Origin of the sequence: Paracoccus sp. PAR01 (assembly GCF_014851995.1) — a bacterium.
GTDB lineage: Bacteria > Pseudomonadota > Alphaproteobacteria > Rhodobacterales > Rhodobacteraceae > Paracoccus > Paracoccus litorisediminis.
On record NZ_JACVAW010000002.1, the window covers coordinates 82,303 to 106,463 of the forward strand.

Annotated in this window: 26 protein-coding genes; 10 read left to right on the forward strand and 16 right to left on the reverse strand. The window is 64.4% G+C overall.

Going from position 1 to position 24,161, the window contains the following annotated elements; translation table 11 throughout:
- Positions 1-12: 12 nt before the first annotated feature.
- The 4 genes from lysA to argH are packed head-to-tail and all read right to left on the reverse strand — an operon-like array spanning position 13 to position 3,095.
- Positions 13-1,278 carry a diaminopimelate decarboxylase gene (gene lysA, locus IB235_RS05500; protein WP_192335988.1) on the reverse strand — a complete coding sequence of 422 codons (1,266 nt, stop codon included), beginning with the start codon at positions 1,276-1,278 and terminating at the stop codon, positions 13-15.
- Positions 1,278-1,553 (reverse strand): DUF2834 domain-containing protein, encoded by a 276-nt coding sequence (locus tag IB235_RS05505; RefSeq protein ID WP_192335989.1) that lies wholly within the window; start codon positions 1,551-1,553, stop codon positions 1,278-1,280. The genes lysA and IB235_RS05505 overlap by 1 nt, the downstream gene beginning before the upstream one ends.
- Positions 1,534-1,689, reverse strand: a complete 156-nt coding sequence (locus tag IB235_RS05510) for a hypothetical protein (protein ID WP_170297611.1) — start codon at positions 1,687-1,689, stop codon at positions 1,534-1,536. Before IB235_RS05510 ends, IB235_RS05505 begins: the two co-directional genes overlap by 20 nt.
- On the reverse strand, positions 1,686-3,095 hold the full coding sequence (gene argH, locus IB235_RS05515; protein WP_192335990.1) for an argininosuccinate lyase: 1,410 nt from the start codon (positions 3,093-3,095) through the stop codon (positions 1,686-1,688). Before argH ends, IB235_RS05510 begins: the two co-directional genes overlap by 4 nt.
- A 25-nt stretch (positions 3,096-3,120) precedes the next feature.
- Between argH and IB235_RS05520 the strand changes: the two genes are divergently transcribed.
- A complete protein-coding gene (locus IB235_RS05520) occupies positions 3,121-3,663 on the forward strand; it encodes a TlpA disulfide reductase family protein (protein ID WP_225612100.1) in 543 nt (180 codons plus the stop codon).
- Here the strand turns inward: IB235_RS05520 and IB235_RS05525 are convergent.
- Positions 3,641-4,222 carry a DNA-3-methyladenine glycosylase I gene (locus tag IB235_RS05525; RefSeq protein ID WP_192335992.1) on the reverse strand — a complete coding sequence of 194 codons (582 nt, stop codon included), beginning with the start codon at positions 4,220-4,222 and terminating at the stop codon, positions 3,641-3,643. The genes IB235_RS05520 and IB235_RS05525 overlap by 23 nt on opposite strands.
- Positions 4,223-4,313: 91 nt before the next feature.
- On the opposite strand from IB235_RS05525, the gene IB235_RS05530 reads away from it, so the two are divergent.
- The 3 genes from IB235_RS05530 to phbB all read left to right on the forward strand — a co-directional run bounded on the left by IB235_RS05530 (position 4,314) and on the right by phbB (position 7,285).
- Positions 4,314-5,141 carry an EAL domain-containing protein gene (locus IB235_RS05530; RefSeq protein ID WP_155038609.1) on the forward strand — a complete coding sequence of 276 codons (828 nt, stop codon included), beginning with the start codon at positions 4,314-4,316 and terminating at the stop codon, positions 5,139-5,141.
- Positions 5,142-5,301: 160 nt separating this feature from the next.
- On the forward strand, positions 5,302-6,477 hold the full coding sequence (locus IB235_RS05535) for an acetyl-CoA C-acetyltransferase (RefSeq protein WP_155038610.1): 1,176 nt from the start codon (positions 5,302-5,304) through the stop codon (positions 6,475-6,477).
- Between the two features lie 82 nt (positions 6,478-6,559).
- Complete coding sequence (gene phbB, locus IB235_RS05540) at positions 6,560-7,285, forward strand: acetoacetyl-CoA reductase (RefSeq protein ID WP_192335993.1); 726 nt, start codon at positions 6,560-6,562, stop codon at positions 7,283-7,285.
- Between the two features lie 82 nt (positions 7,286-7,367).
- Here phbB and IB235_RS05545 read toward each other — a convergent pair whose 3' ends face one another.
- From IB235_RS05545 to IB235_RS05555, 3 genes are all read right to left on the reverse strand, one after another.
- The gene (locus tag IB235_RS05545) at positions 7,368-7,532 is read right to left on the reverse strand and encodes a YdcH family protein (protein WP_155038612.1); all 165 of its coding nucleotides are present in this window, start codon (positions 7,530-7,532) and stop codon (positions 7,368-7,370) included.
- A gap of 66 nt (positions 7,533-7,598) precedes the next feature.
- A complete protein-coding gene (locus tag IB235_RS05550; protein WP_225612080.1) occupies positions 7,599-8,357 on the reverse strand; it encodes a tRNA1(Val) (adenine(37)-N6)-methyltransferase in 759 nt (252 codons plus the stop codon).
- Complete coding sequence (locus IB235_RS05555) at positions 8,344-8,559, reverse strand: DUF2007 domain-containing protein (protein WP_192335995.1); 216 nt, start codon at positions 8,557-8,559, stop codon at positions 8,344-8,346. Before IB235_RS05555 ends, IB235_RS05550 begins: the two co-directional genes overlap by 14 nt.
- Before the next feature lie 75 nt (positions 8,560-8,634).
- Between IB235_RS05555 and IB235_RS05560 the strand changes: the two genes are divergently transcribed.
- On the forward strand, positions 8,635-9,636 hold the full coding sequence (locus tag IB235_RS05560) for a polyprenyl synthetase family protein (RefSeq protein ID WP_192335996.1): 1,002 nt from the start codon (positions 8,635-8,637) through the stop codon (positions 9,634-9,636).
- 66 nt (positions 9,637-9,702) lie between these two features.
- On the opposite strand, the gene IB235_RS05565 is transcribed toward IB235_RS05560, so the two are convergent.
- Positions 9,703-11,142: an ammonium transporter gene (locus IB235_RS05565; RefSeq protein ID WP_192335997.1), complete on the reverse strand. Its 1,440-nt coding sequence runs from the start codon at positions 11,140-11,142 to the stop codon at positions 9,703-9,705.
- 252 nt (positions 11,143-11,394) lie between these two features.
- On the opposite strand from IB235_RS05565, the gene IB235_RS05570 reads away from it, so the two are divergent.
- Complete coding sequence (locus IB235_RS05570) at positions 11,395-13,761, forward strand: transglycosylase domain-containing protein (protein WP_192335998.1); 2,367 nt, start codon at positions 11,395-11,397, stop codon at positions 13,759-13,761.
- Between the two features lie 48 nt (positions 13,762-13,809).
- Here the strand turns inward: IB235_RS05570 and IB235_RS05575 are convergent, their stop codons facing one another.
- Both IB235_RS05575 and IB235_RS05580 read right to left on the reverse strand, forming a co-directional pair.
- A complete protein-coding gene (locus IB235_RS05575) occupies positions 13,810-14,406 on the reverse strand; it encodes a phospholipid-binding protein MlaC (protein ID WP_192336227.1) in 597 nt (198 codons plus the stop codon).
- Positions 14,396-15,115 carry a VacJ family lipoprotein gene (locus IB235_RS05580; protein ID WP_155039209.1) on the reverse strand — a complete coding sequence of 240 codons (720 nt, stop codon included), beginning with the start codon at positions 15,113-15,115 and terminating at the stop codon, positions 14,396-14,398. Before IB235_RS05580 ends, IB235_RS05575 begins: the two co-directional genes overlap by 11 nt.
- 149 nt (positions 15,116-15,264) lie before the next feature.
- On the opposite strand from IB235_RS05580, the gene IB235_RS05585 reads away from it, so the two are divergent.
- Positions 15,265-17,007 (forward strand): type I secretion system permease/ATPase, encoded by a 1,743-nt coding sequence (locus IB235_RS05585; protein WP_192335999.1) that lies wholly within the window; start codon positions 15,265-15,267, stop codon positions 17,005-17,007.
- Positions 17,004-18,401, forward strand: a complete 1,398-nt coding sequence (locus tag IB235_RS05590) for an HlyD family type I secretion periplasmic adaptor subunit (RefSeq protein WP_192336000.1) — start codon at positions 17,004-17,006, stop codon at positions 18,399-18,401. Before IB235_RS05585 ends, IB235_RS05590 begins: the two co-directional genes overlap by 4 nt.
- A 108-nt stretch (positions 18,402-18,509) precedes the next feature.
- On the opposite strand, the gene argF is transcribed toward IB235_RS05590, so the two are convergent.
- The 4 genes from argF to IB235_RS05610 form a co-directional block, all read right to left on the reverse strand.
- Complete coding sequence (gene argF / locus IB235_RS05595; protein WP_155038620.1) at positions 18,510-19,436, reverse strand: ornithine carbamoyltransferase; 927 nt, start codon at positions 19,434-19,436, stop codon at positions 18,510-18,512.
- A 98-nt stretch (positions 19,437-19,534) separates the two neighbouring features.
- Entirely contained in the window at positions 19,535-20,011 is a 477-nt protein-coding gene (locus IB235_RS05600; protein WP_192336001.1) for a GNAT family N-acetyltransferase, read from the reverse strand.
- Positions 20,004-21,173 (reverse strand): aspartate aminotransferase family protein, encoded by a 1,170-nt coding sequence (locus IB235_RS05605; RefSeq protein ID WP_192336002.1) that lies wholly within the window; start codon positions 21,171-21,173, stop codon positions 20,004-20,006. The genes IB235_RS05600 and IB235_RS05605 overlap by 8 nt, the downstream gene beginning before the upstream one ends.
- A 167-nt stretch (positions 21,174-21,340) precedes the next feature.
- On the reverse strand, positions 21,341-22,162 hold the full coding sequence (locus IB235_RS05610) for an ABC transporter permease (protein ID WP_225612081.1): 822 nt from the start codon (positions 22,160-22,162) through the stop codon (positions 21,341-21,343).
- A gap of 128 nt (positions 22,163-22,290) precedes the next feature.
- On the opposite strand from IB235_RS05610, the gene IB235_RS05615 reads away from it, so the two are divergent.
- Together IB235_RS05615 and IB235_RS05620 are read left to right on the forward strand one after the other, a co-directional pair.
- Complete coding sequence (locus IB235_RS05615; RefSeq protein WP_155038623.1) at positions 22,291-22,908, forward strand: GcrA family cell cycle regulator; 618 nt, start codon at positions 22,291-22,293, stop codon at positions 22,906-22,908.
- Between the two features lies 1 nt (position 22,909).
- Positions 22,910-23,365 (forward strand): NUDIX hydrolase, encoded by a 456-nt coding sequence (locus tag IB235_RS05620; RefSeq protein WP_192336003.1) that lies wholly within the window; start codon positions 22,910-22,912, stop codon positions 23,363-23,365.
- An 11-nt stretch (positions 23,366-23,376) separates the two neighbouring features.
- Here IB235_RS05620 and IB235_RS25010 read toward each other — a convergent pair whose 3' ends face one another.
- Positions 23,377-24,063: a thermonuclease family protein gene (locus tag IB235_RS25010; protein WP_225612082.1), complete on the reverse strand. Its 687-nt coding sequence runs from the start codon at positions 24,061-24,063 to the stop codon at positions 23,377-23,379.
- Positions 24,064-24,161: the final 98 nt, after the last annotated feature.

Here is a 24,161-nt window from a genome sequence, read left to right on the forward strand (position 1 = left end):
AGGATGGAACGGTTACAGCCATTCCGGGATGGTATCGCGTCCCAGCATTTCCTCAAGCGTCGGTCTTGCACGAATGACGGCGAATTGATCCCCGTTCACCAGAACCTCGGGCACCAGCGGCCGGGAATTGTATTCCGAGGCCATCACCGCGCCATATGCCCCCGCGGAACGCAGCGCGACCAGATCCCCTGCCCCAAGACCGGGCAGTTCCACCGCCTTCTCAAAGGTGTCGCCGGTCTCGCAGACCGGGCCGACCACGTCATAGGGCGCGACAGGCGCGCCCGGAGCCTGCTCGACCACCGGAACGATGTCGTGATGGGCCGAATACATGGCCGGACGAATCAGGTCGTTCATCGCTGCGTCAAGGATCAGGAAATCGCGGCCCTCGCCTTCTTTCAGATAGATCACCGAGGACAGCAGGATACCCGCATTGCCCGAGATATTGCGGCCCGGCTCGATCTCGATCTCGCAGCCCAGATCGCCCACCGCGTCGCGGATCACCTGACCGTATTCGATCGGCAAGGGCGGCGCGTTATTGTCGCGGCGATAGGGGATGCCAAGGCCGCCGCCCATGTCGAGGCGACGGATATCGTGCCCATCCGCCCGCAGCGCGCGGGTCAGCTCGGCCATCTTGGCATAGGCTTGGCGGTAAGGCTCCAGATCGGTCAGCTGGCTGCCGATATGCATGTCGATGCCGACGACCTCGATCCCCGGCAGCGCTGCTGCGCGGGCATAGACCTCGCGGGCCTTGGCGATGGGGATGCCGAACTTGTTTTCCGATTTCCCGGTCGCGATCTTCTCATGGGTCTTGGCGTCCACGTCGGGGTTGACGCGCACCGCGATGGGCGCGGTCACGCCCATGCTGCTGGCGACCTGCGACAGCAACTCCATCTCGGGCTCGGATTCGACGTTGAACTGGCGGATGCCGCCTTCCAGCGCCATGCGCATTTCCGCAGCCGTCTTGCCGACGCCGGAAAACACGATCCGCTCGCCCGGCACGCCTGCCGCCTTGGCCCGCGCGTATTCACCGGCCGAGACGATATCCATCCCCGCGCCCAGATCGCCCAGCAGCTTCAGCACGGCCAGGTTCGAGTTCGACTTGACCGCGAAGCAGACCAGATGATCCGTCCAGTCCAGCGCCTGCTGGAACAGCTTGAAGTGACGCGTCAGGGTGGCGGTCGAATAGACATAGACCGGAGTGCCGACCTCGGCTGCGATGCGGGTCAGGGGCACGTCCTCGGCATGAAGAACGCCGTCCACGTAGTTGAAATGGTCCATCAGGTGATCCTGCGAGAGCGGATGAAAAGATAAAGCGGCAGCGCGCAGCCGATTCCCAGCGCCAGTGCCGGGATGGTCAGAAAGGCCAGCCAGTTGCGGCGCACCATGGTTTCGATCAAGCACCAGATCGCCAATGCGATCTGCGCCATGATCTCGGTCCCGCGTGCGCCCGACCACAAAGCCTCGCCCCGCCAAAGCGCGACAGCCGCGCCCAGAACGGCCAGTCCCAGCCAGACCAGCCGCAGGGGCGTCAGCTTAGAGCGAGGTGGTGACACCGACCCGCGCCTCGCCGCTGACATGGAAGCCCGGCTCGGGTGCGGGCTCGGGGCGCGTCGGCGGCCCGTCCACGCCACAAGCGGCCAGCGTCGCCAGCATCAGCGCGAACAGCGCCAGCAGAAGGGTTTGGCTCATGCTTTCTCCCCAAGCAGTTCGTTCCAGCGCGCGATCTGGGCGCGGACCTGCGCGGGTGCGGTCCCGCCATAGGACATGCGCGAGGCGACCGAGTTATGCACGCCCAGCACGTTGAAGATATCCGCGGTGATCGCCGGGTTGACCGACTGCATCTGCTCCAGCGTCAGTTCCGGCAGGTCGACGCCCGATTTCTCGGCCATGGCGACCAGCGCGCCGGTGGCATGGTGGGCGTCGCGGAAGGGCAGTCCCGCCTCGCGCACCAGCCAATCGGCCAGATCGGTCGCGGTCGAGAAGCCCGAGCCCGCCGCCGCTTCCAGCCGGTCGCGGTTGGCGGTCAGATCCGACAGCATCCCGGTCATCGCGGCCAGTGCCAGCATCAGGTTGTCTGCGGCGTCAAAGACCTGTTCCTTGTCTTCCTGCATGTCCTTGGAATAGGCCAGCGGCAGGCCCTTCATCACCACGAACAGCGCCACGGCCGCGCCCAGAATCCGCCCGATCTTGGCGCGGATCAGTTCGGCGGCATCGGGGTTCTTCTTCTGCGGCATGATCGACGAACCGGTCGAGAAGCGATCCGACATGGTGACAAAGCGGAACTGTGCCGAGGACCAGATCACCAGCTCTTCAGCCAGACGCGACAGGTGAACGGCACAGATCGCGGCGCTCGACAGGTATTCCAGCGCGAAATCGCGGCCGCTGACGGCGTCCAAGCTGTTCGCCATCGGCCGGTCAAAGCCCAGTGCCGCAGCGGTCGCATGGCGGTCGATGGGGAAGCCCGTCCCGGCCAGCGCCGCCGCGCCAAGGGGGGATTCGTTCATGCGTTTGCGCGCATCGCGGAAGCGCGACAGATCGCGGCCAAACATCTCGACATAGGCCATCATGTGATGGCCCCAGGTCACCGGCTGCGCGGTCTGCAGATGGGTGAAACCGGGCATGACCCAATCCGCACCCTTCTCGGCCTGACCCAGCGCCGCCCGGATCAGCGCATCAAGGCCCTCAATCGTCGCATCGCATTGGTCGCGCACCCACAGCCGGAAATCGGTCGCCACCTGATCATTGCGCGAGCGCGCGGTGTGCAGCCGGCCCGCCGGTTCGCCGATGATCTCTTTCAGGCGCGATTCCACATTCATGTGAATGTCTTCCAGCGCGGTCGAAAACGGGAAGCCGCCCTTCTCGATCTCTGACAAGACCGTGAGAAGCCCTTCCCCGATCGCCTCGGCATCGCTAGTGCTGATGATGCCTTGTGCGGCAAGCATCGCCGCATGGGCGCGGCTGCCCCGGATGTCCTGGGCATAGAGCCGCTGGTCGAACCCGATCGAGGCATTGATCGCCTCCATGATCGCGTCCGGACCGGCGGCAAAACGTCCACCCCACATCTGGTTGGCGGTGCTGGCGGGCTGCTCGGTCATGGCTGGTCCTTCGGGGGGTGGAATGCTGCGTTCGCTGGTTCTTTATACGGCACTGCTGATTGGTGCAAACCCGGCCTTCGGCGGAGAAATCGACTGGAAGGCCGCGCATGACGGGGGCCTTGCGAAACTTGCCCAGACCGACGCGACCCCGGTGCCGGAAACCACCTTCACCGATCCCGATGGCGGCACGCATTCGCTGAAGGATTATCGCGGCAAGGTCGTGCTTCTGAACTTCTGGGCCACCTGGTGCGCCCCCTGCCGCGAGGAGATGCCCTCGCTCGACGCGTTGCAGGCTGAACTGGGCGGCGAGGATTTTCAGGTCGTGGCCATTGCCGCGGGCCATAACCCGCCGCCCGCGATCAAGAAATTCCTGACCGAGGCCAAGGTGGAAAACCTGCCGGTCCTTCTGGACCCACGCCAGACGCTGGCGCGGGAAATGGGTGTGATGGGCATGCCGGTGACCGTGCTGATCGATCGCGACGGCAATGAGATCGCCCGGCTGATCGGCGGTGCGGACTGGTCCTCGGACGTGGCCAAGGCGCTGATCAGACAGGCGACAGCGCCCTGACCCTTGCGTGGCTTGGGCAGGTCGCGATGTGGTCGTTGACCAGCCCGCAGGCCTGCATGAAGGCATAGGTGATGACCGGGCCGCAGAACTTGAAGCCGCGCTTCTTCAACTCCTTGGCCATGGCCTCGGATTCCGGGGTCTTGGTCGGAACCTCGGCAAGGCTGGCGCGGGTCTGCTGCAGCGGCTGACCACCGACAAAGGACCAGATGAAGGGCGAAAACCCCTCATTCGCCTCGATCTCCAGATAGGCGCGCGCGCCGGTGACGGTGGCCTCGATCTTGCCACGATGGCGGATGATGCCGGGGTTCTGCAGGGCGCGGACGATTTCGGGTTCCCCCCAGCGGGCGACACGCTCGGGGTCGAAGTCTTCGAAAACCTCGCGGAAGGCGTCGCGTTTGCGCAGGATGGTGATCCAGCTAAGGCCCGCCTGAAACCCGTCCAGCACCAGCTTTTCCCATAGCGCGCGGGGGTCGCGCTCGGGGACGCCCCATTCCTCGTCATGATAGGCCACATAAAGCGGATCGCTTCCGCACCAGCCGCAGCGCGTGCCTTCGGTCATCATCCATTAACCTCGAGTCGAGAAACCTGCCCGGTTTTACCCGATGTTAGGAGATCATCGCCAGACTTCCGCCGAAGACAGGAGGCAGCGCATGACAGATCACTTGGACCATCGACAGGAATTCGGCTCTCCGCTGGATTACATGGTCGATCAGCAATCGCGCATGACGATGGCGACCGTGCGCCGTGCCGTCGCGCGCGGGGATGCGGTTCTGGCCTATCAGCCGGTGGTGCAATCCGATCGCCTCGGCCGCGCCGCCTTTCATGAAGGGGTGATCCGAATCATCGATGAAACCGGGCGGGTCGTGCCGCTGCATGATTTCATGCATCTGGCCGAGACGACCGAGCTGGGCCGCCAGATCGACTGCCTTGCGCTGGATCTGGGACTGAAGACGCTGGCCGAAGATGCCTCGATCCGGCTGTCGATCAATATGTCGGCGCGCTCGATCGGCTATCCGACATGGATGCGCATGGTCCGCGACGGAATCGGCCATGACCCAAGCCTGGCCGAGCGGCTGATCTTCGAGATATCCGAGACCTCGGCGATGGGCATGCCGGAAGTGGTCGGCCCCTTCATGCGAGAGTTGCAATCCCATGGCGTCAGTTTCGCGCTGGACGATTTCGGCTCGGGCTATACCTCGTTCCGTTACCTGCGCGACTTCTGTTTCGACATGATCAAGATCGACGGCCAATTCATCCGAGAGATCGCGACTCAGCGCGACAATCAGGTGCTGGCCCGCGCCCTGCAATCGATTGCCCATCACTTCGACATGTTCACCGTGGCGGATTCCGTCGAATCGGCCGAGGACGCGGCCTTCCTGATCGACATGGGAATCGACTGCATGCAGGGTTTTTATTTCGGCGGTCCGACCCTTATGCCGCCATGGCGGTCACCCGGTTCGGCCGCTGTCAGAGCTTGAAAACGCTGGATTTATCCACACAGTTTGTTTATTTTTCAGGCAAATAATCCGCCTCGCATTCGGTTGATTAAGTCGTGATCAGTTATCTTGACCTTGCGGCATGAAACCGAAACTGTGCCCTGACGCTGAAGCCATTCGGCACTCAGGGAAGGAGCCTGACATGACCAAAGCAGTGATCGTATCTGCGGCCCGTACTCCGGTCGGAAGTTTCCTCGGATCATTCGCCAATACCCGCGCCGACGACCTAGGCGCCATCGTGCTCAAGGCTGTGATCGAACGGGCTGGTATCGATCCGTCCGAGGTCTCGGAAACCATTCTTGGTCAGGTCCTGACCGCGGGTCAGGGACAGAACCCCGCCCGGCAGGCCCATATCAAGGCGGGGCTGCCCAAGGAATCGCCCGCATGGCTGATCAACCAGGTCTGCGGCTCGGGCTTGCGGACGGTGGCACTGGCCGCTCAGCAGGTCATTCTGGGCGACGCCAAGATCGTGATCGCGGGTGGGCAGGAATCCATGTCGCTTGCCCCGCACGCGGCCTATATCCGCGCCGGGCAGAAGATGGGCGACATGAAGATGCTCGACACCATGATCCGCGACGGGTTGTGGGATGCCTTCCACGACTACCACATGGGCCAGACCGCTGAAAACGTCGCGGCCAAGTGGGAAATCTCGCGCGGCGCGCAGGACGAATTCGCCGTCGCCTCGCAGAACAAGGCCGAGGCCGCGCAGAAGGCCGGGCGTTTCGCCGATGAGATCGTCCCCGTCACCATCAAGGGCCGCAAGGGAGATACCATCGTCGACACCGACGAATATGTCCGCCACGGCGCCACGCTGGACGCGATGGAAAAGCTGCGCCCCGCCTTCACCAAGGACGGCACCGTGACCGCCGCCAACGCCTCGGGGCTGAATGACGGTGCCGCGGCGGTGCTGGTCATGTCCGAGGATGAGGCCGCGCGGCGTGGCCTGACCCCGCTGGCGCGGATCGCGTCCTATGCCTCGGTCGGCGTCGATCCGTCGATCATGGGCTCGGGTCCGATCCCGGCCAGCCGTCTGGCGCTGGAAAAGGCCGGCTGGGGCGTCGGCGACCTGGATCTGGTCGAAGCGAACGAAGCCTTTGCCGCCCAGGCCTGCGCCGTCAACAAGGACATGGGCTGGGACCCGTCGATCGTGAACGTGAACGGCGGCGCCATCGCCATCGGCCACCCGATCGGGGCCTCGGGCGCGCGTATCCTGAACACCCTGCTGTTCGAACTGCAGCGTCGCGGCGGGAAAAAGGGCCTGGCCACGCTGTGCATCGGCGGTGGCATGGGCGTGGCGCTTTGCATCGAGCGGCCCTGAGTTTTCGGTGCGCGACCCGCTCGCGCGCCGGGCACGACGAATTCAATTCCTGAAGCTGAATTTCTGAATGGGGGGAATGATTATGGGCAAGGTTGCTCTGGTTACGGGCGGATCGCGCGGCATCGGTGCCGCGATCTCGAAGGCGCTGCAAGCCGCAGGCTACGGGGTCGCGGCGAATTACGCCGGCAATGACGACGCCGCCCGCGCCTTTACCGAGGAAACCGGCATCAAGACCTACAAATGGTCGGTCGCCGATTACGAGGCCTGCGAGGCCGGGATCAAGCAGGTCGAAGAGGAACTGGGCCCCATTGCCGTGCTGGTCAACAATGCCGGCATCACGCGGGACGCAATGTTCCACAAGATGACCCCTCAACACTGGAAAGAGGTCATCGACACCAACCTGACCGGGCTGTTCAACATGACCCATCCGGTCTGGACGGGCATGCGCGACCGCAAATATGGCCGGATCGTCAATATCAGCTCAATCAACGGCCAGAAGGGTCAGGCCGGACAGGCCAACTATTCGGCGGCCAAGGCGGGCGATATCGGCTTTACCAAGGCGCTGGCTCAGGAAGGGGCGCGCGCTGGCATCACCGTCAACGCGATCTGCCCCGGCTATATCGGCACGGAAATGGTCCGCGCCATCGACGAGAAAGTCCTGAACGAGCGTATCATCCCGCAGATCCCCGTCGGCCGTCTGGGCGAGCCCGAGGAAATCGCGCGCTGCGTCGTTTTCCTTGCCTCTGAGGATGCGGGTTTCATCACCGGCTCGACGATCTCGGCCAATGGCGGCCAGTTCTTCGTCTGAGTGATTCCCCTGAAAATGGAAACGGCCCGCATCCCGCGGGCCGTCTTCATTTCAGCTTGCCGTGTCGACGGTCATCTCGACGTCAATGCGACAGGCGCGCGATCTCTTCCTTGAGGCGCAACTTTTCCTTTTTCATCTGCGCGATCGAAAGATCGTCCATGCCGGGGCAACGCGCGGCCGCCTCGATTTGAGTGGACAGTGACTGATGTTTACGGCGGAGCTCCTGAACATGGGATTCAACCGACATTTCGTCCTCCTGGATTGATCGAACGAGGGCGATTGCAACACAGAATCGTCACATTGTCACCGGGATTCACCGGTCCCGCAGGTTGAGCGCGACTCCTTGCCGCAAGACCGCGTGGGCTTCCGCCGAAAGGTCTTCGCCATCGGTCAAATGTGACGGTTTTTCATGCATGATAAAGGGAAACAGCAGCCGTGGCGGGGTACGCGCCCCCTTGCGCGCAAGGACGATCACGCGCCCTGCCTCTCGCCCGGTGCGGGCACTGACTGGCAAAATTGTGATCTCGCCGGCGCGCGCCCCAAGATTGGCCAGAATCTCGGCCAGACGTTCGGCGCGGTGGATCAGGGTCAGCCAGCCGCCGGGCTGCAAGCGGCGCAATCCGCATTCGATCCACAGCGACAGCGGCACATCCTCATGGCGCGCGGTGCCGCGTCCGGCATCCGGGGCAATGGTGCCGCTGGCGAAATAGGGCGGGTTGGCGATGACGTGATCGAAGCTGTGCGACCGCAAAGCCGCGGGCATATGGGTCAGGTCGCCCTCGATGATCGTCGCGGGCAGGCCATTCGTCTTGGCGTTCTGCCGGGCCAGATCGGCATAGCCCGGCTGCAATTCCAGCCCGGTCAGCTGCAGGTCATCGACCCGCGCGCCAAGGCACAGCAGCGCCACCCCTGCCCCGCAACCCAGCTCCAGCACGTTTTCGCCGGATTTCGCCGGGCAAGCGGCGGCCAGCATGACCGCATCCGCCCCGGCACGGTAGCCTGCGACGGGTTGGGTGATGGTCAGCCTGCCGCCCAGAAAGCCGTCGGCCCGCAGGGCGTCAGCGCGGGTCATGGATGTCATTGTCGCGCAGGATGGCACTGGCCATGAAATGATCCCGATCCGCGACCATCAGCCGTCGCGGCAGGATTCCCAGCGATCCCTCCAGCACGCTCATGTGCTGATCCAGTGCAAAAGCCGGGATTCCCTCGGCTTCAAGCAGGTCGGTCGCCCGCGCGATCAGCAGCGGATTTGTGGTGCGCAAAAGTTCCTTCATGGCGCCAAAGGGTAAGCTGCGGTTGCGTATGTGTCCATGCCGTGGCAATGGCTTGCAGGCGAAAGGGAATGGCACATGGGCATGAACGAAAACGTCTCGAAGCCGCTCGACCGGCTTTCCAATGAACTGGCCGGCGACATGGCAGCGGTCAATGCGCTGATCCGCGAGCGGATGGCCAGCCGGCATGCGCCCCGCATTCCCGAGGTGACCGCGCATCTGGTCGAAGCGGGCGGCAAGCGATTGCGGCCAATGCTGGTGCTGGCTGCGGCGCGGCTGTGCGGCTATCAGGGCGACAGCCATGTGCTGCTGGCCGCTGCAGTCGAATTCATCCACACCGCGACCCTGCTGCACGACGATGTCGTCGATGAAAGCCAGCAGCGCCGGGGCCGTCCCACGGCCAACCTGTTGTGGGACAACAAGTCCAGCGTGCTGGTCGGCGACTACCTGTTCGCGCGCAGCTTCCAGCTGATGGCCGATACCGGCAGCATGCAGGTCATGCGTATTCTGGCCAATGCCAGCGCCACCATCGCCGAGGGCGAGGTGCTGCAGCTGACCGCCGCGCAGGATATCGCGACGACCGAAGATACCTATATCCAGATCGTGCGCGGCAAGACCGCGGCGCTGTTCTCGGCCGCGACCGAGGCCGGGGCGGTGATCTCGGGGGTCGAGGCACCTGTCCAGCAGGCGCTGTTCGATTACGGCGATGCGCTGGGGATTGCCTTCCAGATCGTCGACGACCTGCTGGATTACGGCGGCAGCACCACCACCATCGGCAAGAATGTCGGCGACGACTTCCGCGAGCGCAAGCTGACCCTGCCGGTCATCAAGGCGATTGCCGCCGCCGATGACGAGGAGCGTGCCTTCTGGACCCGCACCATCGGCAAGGGCCAGCAGGATGAGGGCGATCTGGACACTGCGCTGGCGATCCTCAAGCGCCGTGGCGCGCTGGATGCCGCCCGCGCCGACGCCATCGCCTGGGCCGAACGCGCCAAGGCGGCGCTGGATCTGGCCCCTGCGCATCCTTTGCGCGACATTCTGTCCGATCTGGCGGATTACGTGGTCTCTCGTCTGTCGTGATCCCGATCCACTGAAACGCAAAAAGCCCGGCTTGCGCCGGGCTTTTCCATTTCAGGGACAAACCCCTCAGTTGTTGTAGGCGTTCTCGCCATGGGTGGTGATGTCCAGGCCCTGACGCTCGTCATTGGCGGGCACACGCAGGCCAACCACGGCCTTGACGATCAGCAGCGCGACGAAGGACACGACCGCCGACCAGACCACCGCGACCACGACACCCATGGTCTGGGTCATGACCTGAGCCGAGATGCTGTAGCCCTCGGCCACGGCACCGGTCGAGTAGTCGAAGACACCCGTGCCACCCAGCGACGGCGCAGCGAAGACGCCAGTCAGGATCGCGCCGATGATGCCGCCGATGCCGTGGATGCCGAAGACATCAAGGCTCTCGTCGATGCCCAGTTTCGATTTCAGGCTGACCACGAACCACATGCAGGCGAAACCGGCGACCAGACCGATGACGATGGCACCCATCGGGCCGACGAAACCGGCTGCCGGGGTAATGCCGACCAGACCGGCGATCGCACCCGAAACGCCGCCCAGCAGCGAGGGATGGCCGCGGAACAGCCACTCGCCAAAGGCCCATGCCAGTGCCGCAGCAGCGGTGGCGACAACGGTGTTCAACAGGGCCAGCGCGGCCGTGCCGGTGGCTTCCATGTTCGAACCGGCGTTGAAACCGAACCAGCCGATCCACAGCAGGCAGCCGCCCAGCAGGGTAAAGGGCAGGTTGTGCGGGGCCATCAGTTCCTTGCCATAGCCAAGGCGCGGTCCGACCATGATCGCGGCAACAAGGCCCGCGATGCCGGCGTTGATGTGGATGACCGTGCCGCCGGCGAAGTCCAGATCGCCATGGCCGAACAGGTAGCCCGAGGGCGCGTCATAGGCGCTGGGACCGCCCCACCACCAGACCATGTGGGCCATCGGCAGGTACGAGAAGAAGAACCAGATCACCACAAAGATCAGGATGGCCGAGAATTTCATCCGCTCGACCGTAGCGCCGACGATCAGTGCCGAGGCGATGCAGGCAAAGGCCAACTGGAAGGTGACGAAGACATATTCCGGCACAAAGACGTTCTGGGTGAAGGTCTCGGCCAGCGAACCGGGGTTCACGCCCGCAAGGAAGGCTTTGGACAGACCGCCGATGAACGGGGTCAGCGCGGTCGCGTCTTCGACCGCGCCAGCGCCGGTGAAGGCCAGCGAATAGCCAAAGCAGACCCACAGCAGGGCCATGACGCAGAAAATGGTGAAGACCTGCATCAGCACGGACAGCATGTTCTTGGTGCGGACCAGACCGCCATAGAACAGGGCAAGCCCCGGCACCGACATCATCATGACGAGGATGGCCGAGATCATCATCCAGGTGGCATCGCCCTTGTCGACGATGGGGGCAACGGTTTCGGCGACTGCCGCGGCCGCATCGGCCGCCTCTTGCGCTGTCGCCGGCACGGCCAGCCCGGCAAGCGGGAGGGCAAGCGCCGGGATCATTCTATTGATCGCGGTTAGTCTGTTCATGTTTCCTGCACCTTTTCTCTGCGTCGCAGCAGTTCCGATGGTCAGGAAACGCGCGGCATTCCGCTCAGCACAAGACTTGTGCAGGAAATGTGCGCGGCCCGGTCACGACAAGCCCGATATTTCATCAGCGGTTGCCCGCTTTGCAAGCTGGTGTGGCAGTTCACTCATAGGTCATCTCGGTTCTCAAACTGTTCCGCTTCCTGTATCTTGCCGCTCAAATTGGCCGGGCATCGGCCGGGCAGGAAAGCAGGCATGAAGAAACCCACCGGCAGGGGCCGAATTGTGGCTGATAAGCGCAATTTCGACCAAGCCCCTCAGAAAACTCAAAAAACCGCCGAAAAGAAGCAGCGGATCTATCGCCAGAAGCCCGCAAGGCGCGGCAATTTCCTGACTCGGGGAATCACCGGGCTGATCGTTCTGGTCTGGCGCGTGCTCTGGGGCTCGTTCTGGCGGCTGGGGGCGACGGTCGGCGCGATCGTCGCGGCGGCGACCTTCTACTTCTACACGACGCTGCCCGAACCCTCGGCACTTTTCGACGGGCGTGCCCGCGGTTCGGTCACGATGCTGGACACCGAGGGCCGGGTTTTTGCCTGGCGTGGCGAAACTTTCGGCATGGTCAGCGCCGACAAGATCGCGCCCGTGCTGAAGGATGCCGTGGTCGCGACCGAGGACAAGCGATTCTACCGCCATCTGGGCGTCGACCCTCAGGGCATCGCCAGCGCCATCCGGATCAACCTTGCCGAAGGGCGCGGCCCGCTGTCCGGCAACGGCGGTTCGACCATCACCCAGCAGGTCTCGAAACTGCTGTGCCTTGGCGACAGTTTCGACCCGATCAAGTGGAAATCCGAGGCCGACTTTGAGGCCGAGTGCCGCAAATCGACCATCTGGCGCAAGGTCAAGGAAGTCCCCTACGCCCTGGCGATGGAGCTTAAATACTCCAAGCAGGACATCCTGAACATCTACATGAACCGCTCCTATCTGGGTGCGGGTGCGCGCGGCTTTGAGGCCGCCTCGAAGCGCTATTTCGACAAATCCGCATCGGAAGTGAACGCAGCCGAGGCCGCGATGCTGGCTGGCCTGCTGAAAGCCCCCAGCTATTTCGCGCCGACCTCGAACCTTGAGCGTGCGCAGGACCGCGCCAGCGTCATCCTTGGGCTGATGCATGATCAGGGCTATCTGGACGATTCCCAATTCGCCGAGGCCAAGTCCCATCCCGCCGCGCTGTCCAAGGCAGCAGCGGCGCGCGCGGGCGGCTATTTCGCGGATTGGGTGATGGAGGCCGGTCCCGGCTTCCTGACCAGCGAAACGACCGAGGACGTGACCATCGCCACCACCTTCGACCAGCGCATCCAGCGCGCGGCCGAACGGGCGCTGAAGCGGATCTTCGACGAAAAGGTCGCGGGCGGTTCCAAGGCACAGGCGGCGGTCGTGGTGATGTCGCCCGACGGCGCGGTGCGCGCCATGATCGGCGGCCTCGACAATACCGTCAGCGGCACCTTCAACCGCGCGACGCAGGCGATGCGTCAGACCGGCTCCAGCTTCAAGCCCTTCGTCTATGCGGCGGCGCTGGATCAGGGCTACAGCCCGAATGACCGGGTTCTGGACGGTCCGCTGACCATCAACGTGCGCGGCTCGGGCCCGTGGTCGCCGCAGAACTACACCCGCAAATACATGGGCGAGGTCACGCTGACCCGCGCGCTGTCGCAGTCGCTCAACACCGCCACCATCCGCCTGCAAGAGATCGCCGGACGTGATGCCGTGCGCCGCATTGCCCATGATTTCGGCTTTGCCAATGATCTGGCCAGCGGCCCCGCGCTGGGGTTGGGCGCGTCGGAATCGACGCTGCTGAACATGACCGGCGCCTATGCGGGTATCCGCAACGGCGGCACTGCCGTTCGTCCCTACGGTCTGGTCGAGCTGCGCATCAAGGGCGACGATCAGGCGCTGATCGGGCAATCCGGCGGCATGGGCCAGCGCGTCATCTCGCAAAAGGCGGCGGGTGAGCTGATCGGCATGATGGAGCAGGTGATCCAGAACGGGACCGGCGGTCGCGCCAAGCTGGGCAACCGCCCCGCTGCGGGCAAGACCGGCACCACCTCCAGCTATCGCGATGCGTGGTTCATCGGCTTCACCGGCCAATATGTGACCGGCGTCTGGCTGGGCAATGACGATAACAAGCCGCTGAAGGGCGTCACTGGCGGTGGCCTGCCTGCCGAAATCTGGCAGGCGGTGATGACCGAGATCCACGAGGGTCTGCCGGTCGAATCGCTGGGCAGCTTCGCCTTTGACGCGGGCACTGCGGTGCCGCAGGTGGTGAACACGGGCAGCGACGGTGCCGTCGACCCGCTGGCCGCCGCCCTGTCCGAGGCGCTTGGCCAGCCGCAGCCCCAGCCGACCGCGCCCGCCGAAACTGACCAGCCGCAGGCCACGGACCCGGCGCAATTGCAGCCGCAGGCGGGCCGCACCCTGCCCGATCCGGGCGTCCAGACCGGCGCGCCGCCGCAATTCCCGGCCGAGACCTCATCGACCGCAGGACTGGGCGAGGATACCGAGATGACCCCCGACAACGACCCGCTGACACAGGCGTTGCGCGGGATCGAAGGGGTCTACAAGCAATGACAAAAGGCCGGTCTTACGACCGGCCTTTTCCATTCACCCGTGGCGGTGTCAGCCCGCCTTTTGCAGATCGGCGGTCAACCCGGCCATGTCGCCCTTGCGCCGGGCCAGCATGGCGCCGACCTCGGCCCGCTCCGAGGCGAGCATGTTCACCCCCTCGATGATGATGTTGAAATAGCGGCTTTTCCCGGACTTGTCCGAGACATGCCACTCGACCTCCATCGGGCTGCGCCCCTTGAGATAGGCGACCGAAGTCACCGCAAAGAAGGACTTCACCGGGCGTGCCCCGGTCACCTCGATCTTGGACCCGACGAACTCGCGGAAACGCTTGCCGTATTTGCGCCCGATATAGCCCTGGAAGGCCTGCTTGTAGGCCGCGAATTCGGCCGGGCTGGCCTGCCGCGCCGCCGGACCCAGCGCCGAACGCGCGATGATGTCGACATCGGCATAGCGCGCAAAGATCGCCTCGAAGGATTTGTACATCTGCGCCGAGGGCTGGCCGGAATTGATCACGGCATAGACCTCGTCCAGCGACTTCTGCACCAGCGAACTGGCCTGCGCGGTGTCCAGCGCCTGCGCGGGCATGGCCGTCAGGGCGATACCCGCCCCGATCAGCCCCAGAAAGCCGCGGCGTGTCTCATTCGGCATAAGGGTCAATCTCGTCTCCTTCTTCGCCAAGTTCATGGCGGCGATGCTGCAACCAGATCAGCCGCGTCTGCGCATAACTATCGGCGCTTTCATGCAGGATGGAATCGACGGAATCGCTGAAACGCGCCCGCTCACCGGCTTTTGACACGGCGCGCGCGCCCAGCCCGATCAGCCATTCGTCAAGGTTCAGCACGGCATGCATCGGGTCGATCACCAGATCGACAACTCTACCCACCGTGTCGCGCTCGGTCGAGGGACCTAGCAGCGGCAGTTCCAGATAGGCCCCCTCGGGCACGCCCCAGACAGCCAGCGTCTGGCCGAAATCGGTATCCTGCTCGGGCAGGGCGAAATCCGCCGTCGCCGGATCAAGGAAACCCGCAAGCCCCAGCGTCGAGTTCACAAGGAAACGGAAGGTCGTCTTGACCGCAGGCTCGGCCCGGCCTTGAAGCACATGGTTCAGCGCCTTGCCCGGCTGCGCCAGGTTCGAGCCAAAGTTTCCGATGCCCTGCAGCGCGTAGCTGCCCACCCCCGGCTTGTCCCCGCCCGAGGACATGCCCGAGGTCGCGGGCTTGATGACATTGGCGTCCAGCCCCCGGTTAAAGGCGTGGACCTGCCGGTTCATCGGCTCATAGGGATCGTTGATGCCCTCGGCCCCCGGATTCCCACTGCATGCGGCAAGCCCGGCAATCGCCGTGGCGGCGAGGATCATCTTGCAGGTCAATCTTCTGGCAACCTTCAGCTGTTATAGGCAGGTTTCGACCGTCAGGCATATTCAACCGTTGATCGTCACAGCTTTTGGGATATGCGCTGTAACCGGAACCGACAAGACGGGTCGGAAGGAACAAGGGGAAAACCGGCATGGCTTCGCCGCCGATACATCACGACGGACTTTCCGAGCTGCGCCGCGCGCGCGCCGGATCGTGGCGCCTCTTCGGGTTTGTCGGGCTGTTCTCCTTTGCGGTGAACCTGCTGATGCTGACCGGACCGCTGTTCATGATGCAGGTCTATGACCGGGTGCTGGCCAGTCGCTCGCTGGAAACGCTGACCGCGCTGTTCCTGCTGGTGGTAATCCTGTTTTTGTTGATGGGGTTGCTGGATCTGGCGCGCAGCCGGGTCATGGCCCGCGTCGCCGCGCGTTTTCAGGACCGTCTGGAAGGGCGGGTCTTTACCGCCGCCCTGCAGGATGGCAGCGCCACCGGCTCCGAGGCCGCGACCAAGGGCGGCATGCGCGATCTTGAGGCCGTGCAGCGCCTGATCGGCTCACCGGTGCTGATGGCCTTGTTCGACATTCCATGGGCGCCGTTCTTCCTAGCCGCGGTCTATGTCTTTCACCCGCTTCTGGGGGCTGTCGCCACCGCCGGGCTGGTGATCCTTGTCGGCTCGACCCTTCTCAACCAGATACTCAGCCGCGATTCGCTGCAAAGGGCGGCGATCGCCTCGCAATCGTCGGATCGCATGTCCGACCTGTTCCGGGATGAAGGTGAGCTGATCGGCGCGCTCGGCATGCGCCGGGCGACCTTCCGCCGCTGGCAAACTGCCCGCGACCGCGCCACCGCCGCCACGATCGAGGGGCAGGACCGCGCCGCCGCCTTCACCGTCTTTTCGCGCAGCTTCCGCCTGTTCCTGCAAAGCGCGCTTCTGGCCGCCGGGGCCTATCTGGTCCTGCGCCAGGAAGTGACGCCGGGCGCGATGATCGCCTCGTCGATCCTGATGGGTCGGGCGCTGGCTCCGGTCGAGCAGATCGTCGGCGGCTGGCCCATCGTGCAACGGGCGCAGGATGGCTGGAAACGGCTGGGCGCGCTGCTGTCGCGCCGTCCACCTGCCGTGACGCGCACCCCCCTGCCGCGCCCCGCCGCCAGGATCGAGGTCCGTAACCTTACCGTCGTGCCGCCGGGACAGAATGTGGCGATCCTGCGCGGCGTCAGCTTCGACATCGCCCCCGGTCAGGCCATGGGCGTGATCGGACCGTCAGGCGCTGGAAAATCGACGCTGGCCCGTGCGCTGATCGGCGCATGGCCCGTCGCAGGCGGCTCGATCCGGATGGATGGCGCGACCTTGGATCAATACGATCCCGATGTGCTGGGCAGCCTGATCGGCTACCTGCCCCAGCAGGTGACGCTGTTCGACGGCACCATCGCCGAAAACATCGCCCGCCTCTCGCCCGAGCCCGATCCTGCCCAGATCGTTGCCGCCGCCACCGCAGCTGCCGCGCATCGGATGATCCTCGACTTGCCGCAGGGCTATGACACCCCGGTCAGCCAAGCGGGCGGGCGGCTTTCGGGCGGGCAGATCCAGCGCATCGGCCTGGCGCGCGCGCTCTATGCCGATCCCGTCCTGTTCGTTCTGGATGAGCCGAACTCCAACCTCGACAACGAAGGCTCGGCAGCGCTGAACACGGCGATCCGCAGCATCAAGGCGCGCGGCGGCGCGGTGATCATCATGGCGCATCGTCCCGCTGCCATCCATGAATGCGAACTGCTTCTGATGATGGATCAGGGCATGCGCCGGGCGTTTGGGCCACGCGACGACGTTCTGAAATCCATGGTCCGCAATGCCGACCAGATCAACCGCGCCCAAGGCCAGGGCGGAGGCGTGTCATGACCGATCCCCGACCCGCAGCCCCCGACCTGCCCATCGCCGCCACCCCCGCCAGCACCTCGGGTCCCGCCAAAGTGCCCAGTCCGCCCCCACCGCCCCCGGTCCGCCCCGACTGGTCGGCGCGGGGCTCGGTCGCGCTCGGGCTGTTCGCGCTGGCCCTGCTGATCGGCGGCTTCGGCCTCTGGTCGGTTGGCGCACGCATCGCCGGGGCGGTCGTCGCCTCGGGCCAGGTCGAGGTCGAGCAGCGCCGCCAGATCGTCCAGCATCCGGATGGTGGCGTCGTCTCGGAAATCCTTGTGCATGAGGGCGAAAGCGTCGCGGCAGGACAGGTTCTGATCCGGCTGGACGGCGCGCTTCTGGGCACAGAACTGACCATCGTCGAGGGTCAGTATTTCGAAATACTCGCCCGCCGTGGCCGTCTGGAAGCCGAGCGCGCCGACATAAAGGACATCGCCTTCCCCGAGGAGCTGACCCGTCAGGCCAGCACCCGCCCCGAGCTTGCCAATCTCATGGAGGGACAGGCCAGCCTGTTCCGCGCCCGGCTGGACACCCTGACCCAATCTCTGGGCCAGCTTTCGAAACAGTCCGAACAGGTGCAATCGCAGATCCGCGGCATCGACGCCCAGTCGGTCGCCCTGCAGCAGCAGCGCGACTTCATCTCGCAGGAATTGCGCGACCAGCGCTCGCTGCTGGAAAAGGGCCTCGCGCAGGCTTCGCGCGTGTTGGCACTGGAACGCGAGGCCGCAAGGCTGGACGGACTTCTGGGCGAGGCGACCGCCAATCGCGCTCAGGCAGAAACCCAGCTGGCCGAGATCGACCTGTCACGTCTGGAAAAATCCGCAGCCTATCGGCAAGAGGCCGAAACCGAGCTGCGCGACCTCGGCTATCGCGAGCTTGAACTGGCCGAGCGCCGCCGTTCGCTGACCGAACAGATCGCCCGGCTTGAAATCCGCGCCCCCGTCGCCGGCGTTGTGCAGGAATTGCAGATCACGACGCCCCGCTCGGTCATCCGCGCCGCGGACCCGATCCTGTACATCATCCCGCAGGACCGACCGCTGGTCGTCGCCGCCCGCATCGCCACGATCAATATCGATGAGGTCCATCCCGGCCAGCAGGTGGTGCTGCGCTTCTCGTCCTTCTCGTCGCGCACCACGCCCGAGATCGACGGCATCCTCAGCCGCGTGTCGCCCGATACGCTGGTCGACCAGACCACGCACGTCCCCTATTACCGTGCCGAGGTCACCATACCGCAGCAGGAACGCGCCAAGCTGGAAGGGCTCAGCCTCATCCCCGGCATGCCGGTCGAAGTCTATGTCCAGACCGGCGAACGCAGCCCCTTCGCCTATCTGGTCAAACCCCTCAGCGATTATTTCATCCGCGCCTTCCGCGAAAACTAAGAAAAGCAAAAGGGCGCGGCCTCACAGCCGCGCCCAATTCTTTCTTGCCCAAATATCCCGGGGGAGTCGCGCGGCACGCGCGGCGGGGGCAGAGCCCCCAAAGCTACGTTACAGCCCCAGACACCAGCGCATGACGGCCTTTTGCGCATGCAACCGGTTCTCGGCCTCGTCGAAAATCACCGAATTCGGCCCATCCATCACCGCGCTCGTGACCTCATCGTCGCGATGCGCGGGCAGGCAATGCATGAACAGCGCGTCGGACTTGGCCTGCGCCATCAGCGCCTCATTGACCTGATAGCCGCGCAGCTGGTTATGACGCCGCTCACGTGCCGATTGCGGATCATGCATCGAGACCCAGGTATCGGTCACCACCAGATCCGCGCCCGCGACGGCCTTCGCCGGATCACGCTCGATCAGGGCCTGCACGCCTTGGGCACGGGCGAATTCCAGCGCCTCGGCCTCGGGGTCCAGCGTCGAGGGGCCGGTGAAGGTGAAGTCATAGCCGAACTGCCCGGCGGCATGGATCATGCTGGCGCAGACATTGTTGCCATCGCCCGACCAGACCACCTTGCGCCCGGCGATCGGGCCGCGATGCTCTTCAAAGGTCATCACATCGGCCATGACCTGACAGGGATGGGTGCGGTTCGTCAGCCCATTGATCACCGGAACGCTGGCATATTCGGCCATTTCCAGCAGCGTCGCTTCCTCGAAGGTGCGGATCATGATCAGGTCGACATAGCGCGACAGCACGCGGGCGGTATCGGCGATGGTCTCACCATGGCCCAGCTGCATTTCCTTGCCCGACAGCACCATGGTCTGCCCGCCCATCTGGCGCACGCCCAGATCGAAGCTGACGCGGGTGCGGGTCGAGGGCTTTTCGAAAATCAGCGCGACCATGCGGTTCTTTAGCGGCTGATCGGCATCGGGTGCCCCTTTCGGCTGGCCGTTGCGCGCATCCTTCATCCGACGCGCCGCATCGATCATGCCCCGCAGCTCGGCCTTGTCGGTGGTGTGGATGTCGAGAAAACTGTTCATTTGCTACTGTCTTTCGGATTGATCCGGCAAGGAAGCCGCTTTGCCGGTGTTAGGTCAAGGCCCGTGGCCCGTTTCACGCGGTGGGGAAAGACAAAGCCTCATCGGAGACGCGTCATCACACGCGCCTTGCTGCCATCCTCGGTCATCCGCAGATCGCTGCCGGAAAAACCGGCCTTTTCATAGGCACGGATGGCGCGGTGATTGTCCGGCGCGGGGTCGATGACCAGAACCGAGGCCTCGACCAGCAGGATATCGGACAGCGCGGACAGCCATTGCCCGCCGCGACCAAAGCCCTCCGGCCCGGAGAAGCAGTCGATCGCCAGCGCATCGGCGGGCAGATCGTGGAAATGCGGCGCGTTCCAGTGATGCGCCGGATAGACCTGCGCATAGGCAATGGCCGCGCCATGTTCCAGCACCAGCCATTGCCGCATCGCGGGTTCGTCCAGATCCTCGGCGATCCCGGCCAGCTGCGTCTCGGCCCCGCGCCACCAGCGCGCGACCTCGGGCAGGCGCAGCCAATCCGCCAGCAGGGGCAGATCGGCGCGCGTGACAGGCCGGAAGCCGAACCTATCCATCCAACCTGCCGGCCGCCCGGTCCAGCCGGGCCACCGCCTCAGAGATGTCTTCGTCGCTGATGTTCAGCGGCGGTAGCAGGCGCAGGGTGTCATCCGCCGCAGGCACCGTCAGGATCTGTTCGGCATAGCCTGCCTTGACCAGATCGCCCGGCGCGACGCGGCATTTCAGCCCCAGCATCAGCCCCTGCCCCCGAATCCCTTCAAAAACATCGGGATGGGCCGCGACCAGACCTTCCAGCTTTTGGCGGAACAGACCGGCCTTGCGGTTGACCTCGGCCAGAAACTCCGGCGCGGCGATGATCTCCATGACTTTCGCGCCAACCGCGCAGGCCAAGGGATTGCCGCCATAGGTCGAGCCATGCGTACCCGCGACCATGCCCGCCGCCGCGCTTTCCGTGGCCAGCACCGCGCCCAGCGGGAAACCGCCGCCGATGCCCTTGGCGACCATCATGATATCGGGCGCAACCCCGGCATATTCATGCGCAAACAGCTTGCCGGTCCGGCCCATGCCGCATTGCACCTCGTCCAGAACCAGCAGCGCGCCGGTCTGGTCGCAAAGCGCGCGTATCAGGCGCAGGTCTTCATCGGATAGCGGGCGGATGCCGCCTTCGCCCTGAATCGGCTCAATCATCACGGCGGCGGTGCGGTCCGAGATCGCCGCCTTCAGCGCATCCATGTCACCCCAGGGCAGCTGGCGGAAGCCGGGCATCAGCGGACCAAAGCCCTTGACCATCTTTTCCGACCCGGCCGCCGCGATGGCACCGGTCGAGCGGCCGTGGAAGGCCCCTTCAAAGGTCAGGATCTCGAAACGGTCATCGCCCTGCTCGGCCCAGTGTTTGCGGACCATCTTGATCGCAAGCTCGGCCGCCTCGGTGCCGGAGTTGGTCAGGAAGGCGGTGTCGGCAAAGGTGTTCTCGACCAGCAGGTCGGCCAGCCGTTCCTGCTCGGGGATGTGATACAGGTTCGAGACATGCCAGATCCGCCCGGCCTGTTCGGTCAGCGCGGCAACCAGTGCCGGATTCGCGTGACCCAGCGCGTTGACCGCGATCCCCGCGCCCAGATCCAGATATCGTGTCCCATCCGTCGTGATGGCCCAGCTGCCCTCGCCTCGTTCAAAGGCAAGATCGGCACGGTTATAGGTCGGCAGGACATGCGGAATCATGGAGTGGTCCCTTTGCAGACATGGGCCGCTAAATGCGAATACCCGGAAATGACGGAAAGGCAGGCGGGATCGGACGCTGAAGAATCAACGTCGGGGACGGGCGTGATATGCGGTCCGAATGATCATGCCGGTCGCATAGCGCGGAACGCAGCGTCACGCAACGGGATTCACGGCTTCATCCGATGGCCCGAGCACAGCAACCGCCAGACCGCGTAAAGCACCAGCATGGCCGTCAGAACCGACACGACCAGCGCCCGTGCGACCGGCGCGTCCGAGACCCCGGCAATGCCGTAACGCGCCCCGTCGATCAGATAAAAGATCGGATTCCAATGCGCCAGCGTGGCGAAGGGCTGGGGCAGCGCCTGCACCGAGTAAAATGTGCCCGACAGGAAGGACAGCGGCGTCACGATGAAATTCGTGATCGCGGCCATCTGGTCGAATTTCTGGGCAAAAATAGCACCCAGCATGCCCAAGCCCCCCATCACCAGCGCTCCCAGCACGATGAAGCTCAGCGCGATCAGCGGATGTGCGATGCCCTGCCCGATCAGCGCCGCCATCCCCAGCGCGATCACGACGGCCACGATCAGCGCCCGCACCAAGGCCCCGATCAGATAGCCCGCCATGATCTCGGCCGCGGACAGGGGCGGCATCAGCGTGTCGACGATATTTCCCTGCATCTTCGAGGAGATGATGCTGGACGAGGTATTGGCAAAGGCGTTCTGGATCACCGTCATCATCAGGATGCCCGGTCCCAGAAAGACCAGATAGGGCAGCCCCATGACCTCGCCCCGGTCGCGCCCCAGCGCTAAGGCGAAAACCATGACGAACAGACCCGCCGTCATCAGCGGCGCAAAGACGGTCTGCTGCCAGACATTCATGAAGCGCATGATCTCGCGCCGGGCCAAGGTCCACAGGCCTAGCCAGTTCACGCGGCCGAAACGGCGCACGCCCATCTGTCGAAAACCGGGGCCGGGTTGGACGACACTCATCTGCGCTCCTTGAATTTATGGGTTCGGGCAGGTAAATCTGGCTATCCCCGGTTTAAGACCGGGTTCCGCGGAATTGAAGCCACTAGCACGAGAGCGCCGGGATGGACCCGGTGCAGGAAAGGCAAGCCATGTCCTGGACCGATGAGCGCGTCGAGACGCTGAAACGCATGTGGGCCGAAGGCCAGTCGGCCAGCCAGATCGCCAAAGAGCTGGGTGGCGTCACCAGAAACGCCGTGATCGGCAAGGTGCATCGCCTTGGCCTGTCAAACCGAAACGAGGACGGAACCGAAATGCCTGCCGCACCCGCTGCGCCCGAGGCGAAGCCTGCGCCCCAGCCCACCGCTGCTGCAGCCCCTGCCCCGCAACCCAAACCCACCCCGGCCCCCGAGCCCGCGCCGAAACCCGCTGCCGCCGCTGCTCCGCAGCCCGAGGCCGCGCCCGCGCCGCAGCCGGTGAACTTCAACCGCCGGCCCATCGTGCCCGCAGGCCAGCCGCTGCCGCCGCAGCCCTCGGCCAATGAGATCAGCCCCGAGGCGCTGGCCTCGGTCCGCGAGGTCGAGAAGCGCGCCCGCAAGCTGTCGTTGATGGAACTGACCGAGCGGACCTGCAAATGGCCGATCGGCGACCCGGCGACCGACAAGTTCTGGTTCTGCGGCCTGCCCTCGGCAGCCGGAAAACCCTATTGCGAGGCCCATGTCGGCGTCGCCTTCCAACCGATGAGCTCGCGCCGCGACCGTCGGCGCTAAGTTGGCGCATTTTCCCCGGCTTGCCGCGCTGGCCGTCCTTGTGGAGGCCAAGCGCGTGCTGCTGGTCCAGCGCCGCAATCCGCCGGATGCGGGCCTTTGGGGTTTCCCCGGCGGCCATGTCGAGCCGGGCGAGACCGCGCTGGACGCCGCCGCCCGCGAACTGGCCGAGGAAACCGGCGTCATCGCCCGGCCGCGCGCCTATATCGACAATATCGACATGATCGAACGCGGGGCCGATGGCGCCCTGCGTTTCCATTTCCTGCTGGCGGCGGTGCTGTGCGACTATGTGTCGGGCGAACCCATCGCCGCCGATGACGCGCTGGACGCAGGCTGGTTCCCGGTCAATGACATCCTTGCCGGAGCCAAGCCCCTCAGCGCCGGCGTCGCCGCCACCCTGCAGCGCGCCGTGGCGACATCTGCAGGCTCATGCGTGACTTCAGGCGGCGACAGCACCTGACATCAACTGCGCTATTTTGCGTTGCGCGCCGCCTGCTTGGCATCGAACTGCTCCCAAACGGCCATACGCCCCTTTTGACGCGCATCTGCAAGCCACAGCTTTTTCCGTGCATCCGGCGTTTCGAGCGACCGGTACTTTCCACCAGAAAACTTTGCCCAATCCAGCGCCAAGCCCAGCTTGACCATTTCTGCCGATAGGTCACGACCATCCCGCAATGAGCACTTCGCAACGGTCCGACCGTGGACATCCTGCTCGATGAGTTCTGCCCGGATCGTTTCCCCCTTGCAGAGCGAGGTCAAAGCCCATTTCGCATTCTTCCCGTAAGGGTGATTCAGCTCGGCGGCATCAATTCCGAACAGACGTATCTGCGTTTTCCGGATGACCAGCGTATCGCCGTCAATCACAAAGGCCGAACCTTCGAGGATGCGACGATCCACGATCGGCTTTGCACTTCCTGCGTCGAAGGGAATGACGTTTTCGCGTGGTGTCCGCGGTTGTTCTTTCGTTGACCGAGACTTCTTGCTGCCCTTGCGGCCAAGCAAAACGGCCAGCACGACTGCAATGAATAAAACGAGATATATGACTTCCAATTGATGCAACCCTAAGCGCTTTACGACGCGAATCCTAAAACGCTCCAGTCGATCAATGCCTTTGGGAACACAATATCGATAAAGCCGCGCATACTGGAAACGATACAAAAGTATATTTTGCGGCTAACTCGGGTCGCCAGTCTTGGCTGCCTCTGCACCAAACGATCGGCGACAGGGTTTTGCAAAAATACTTTGCCTTTCCATCA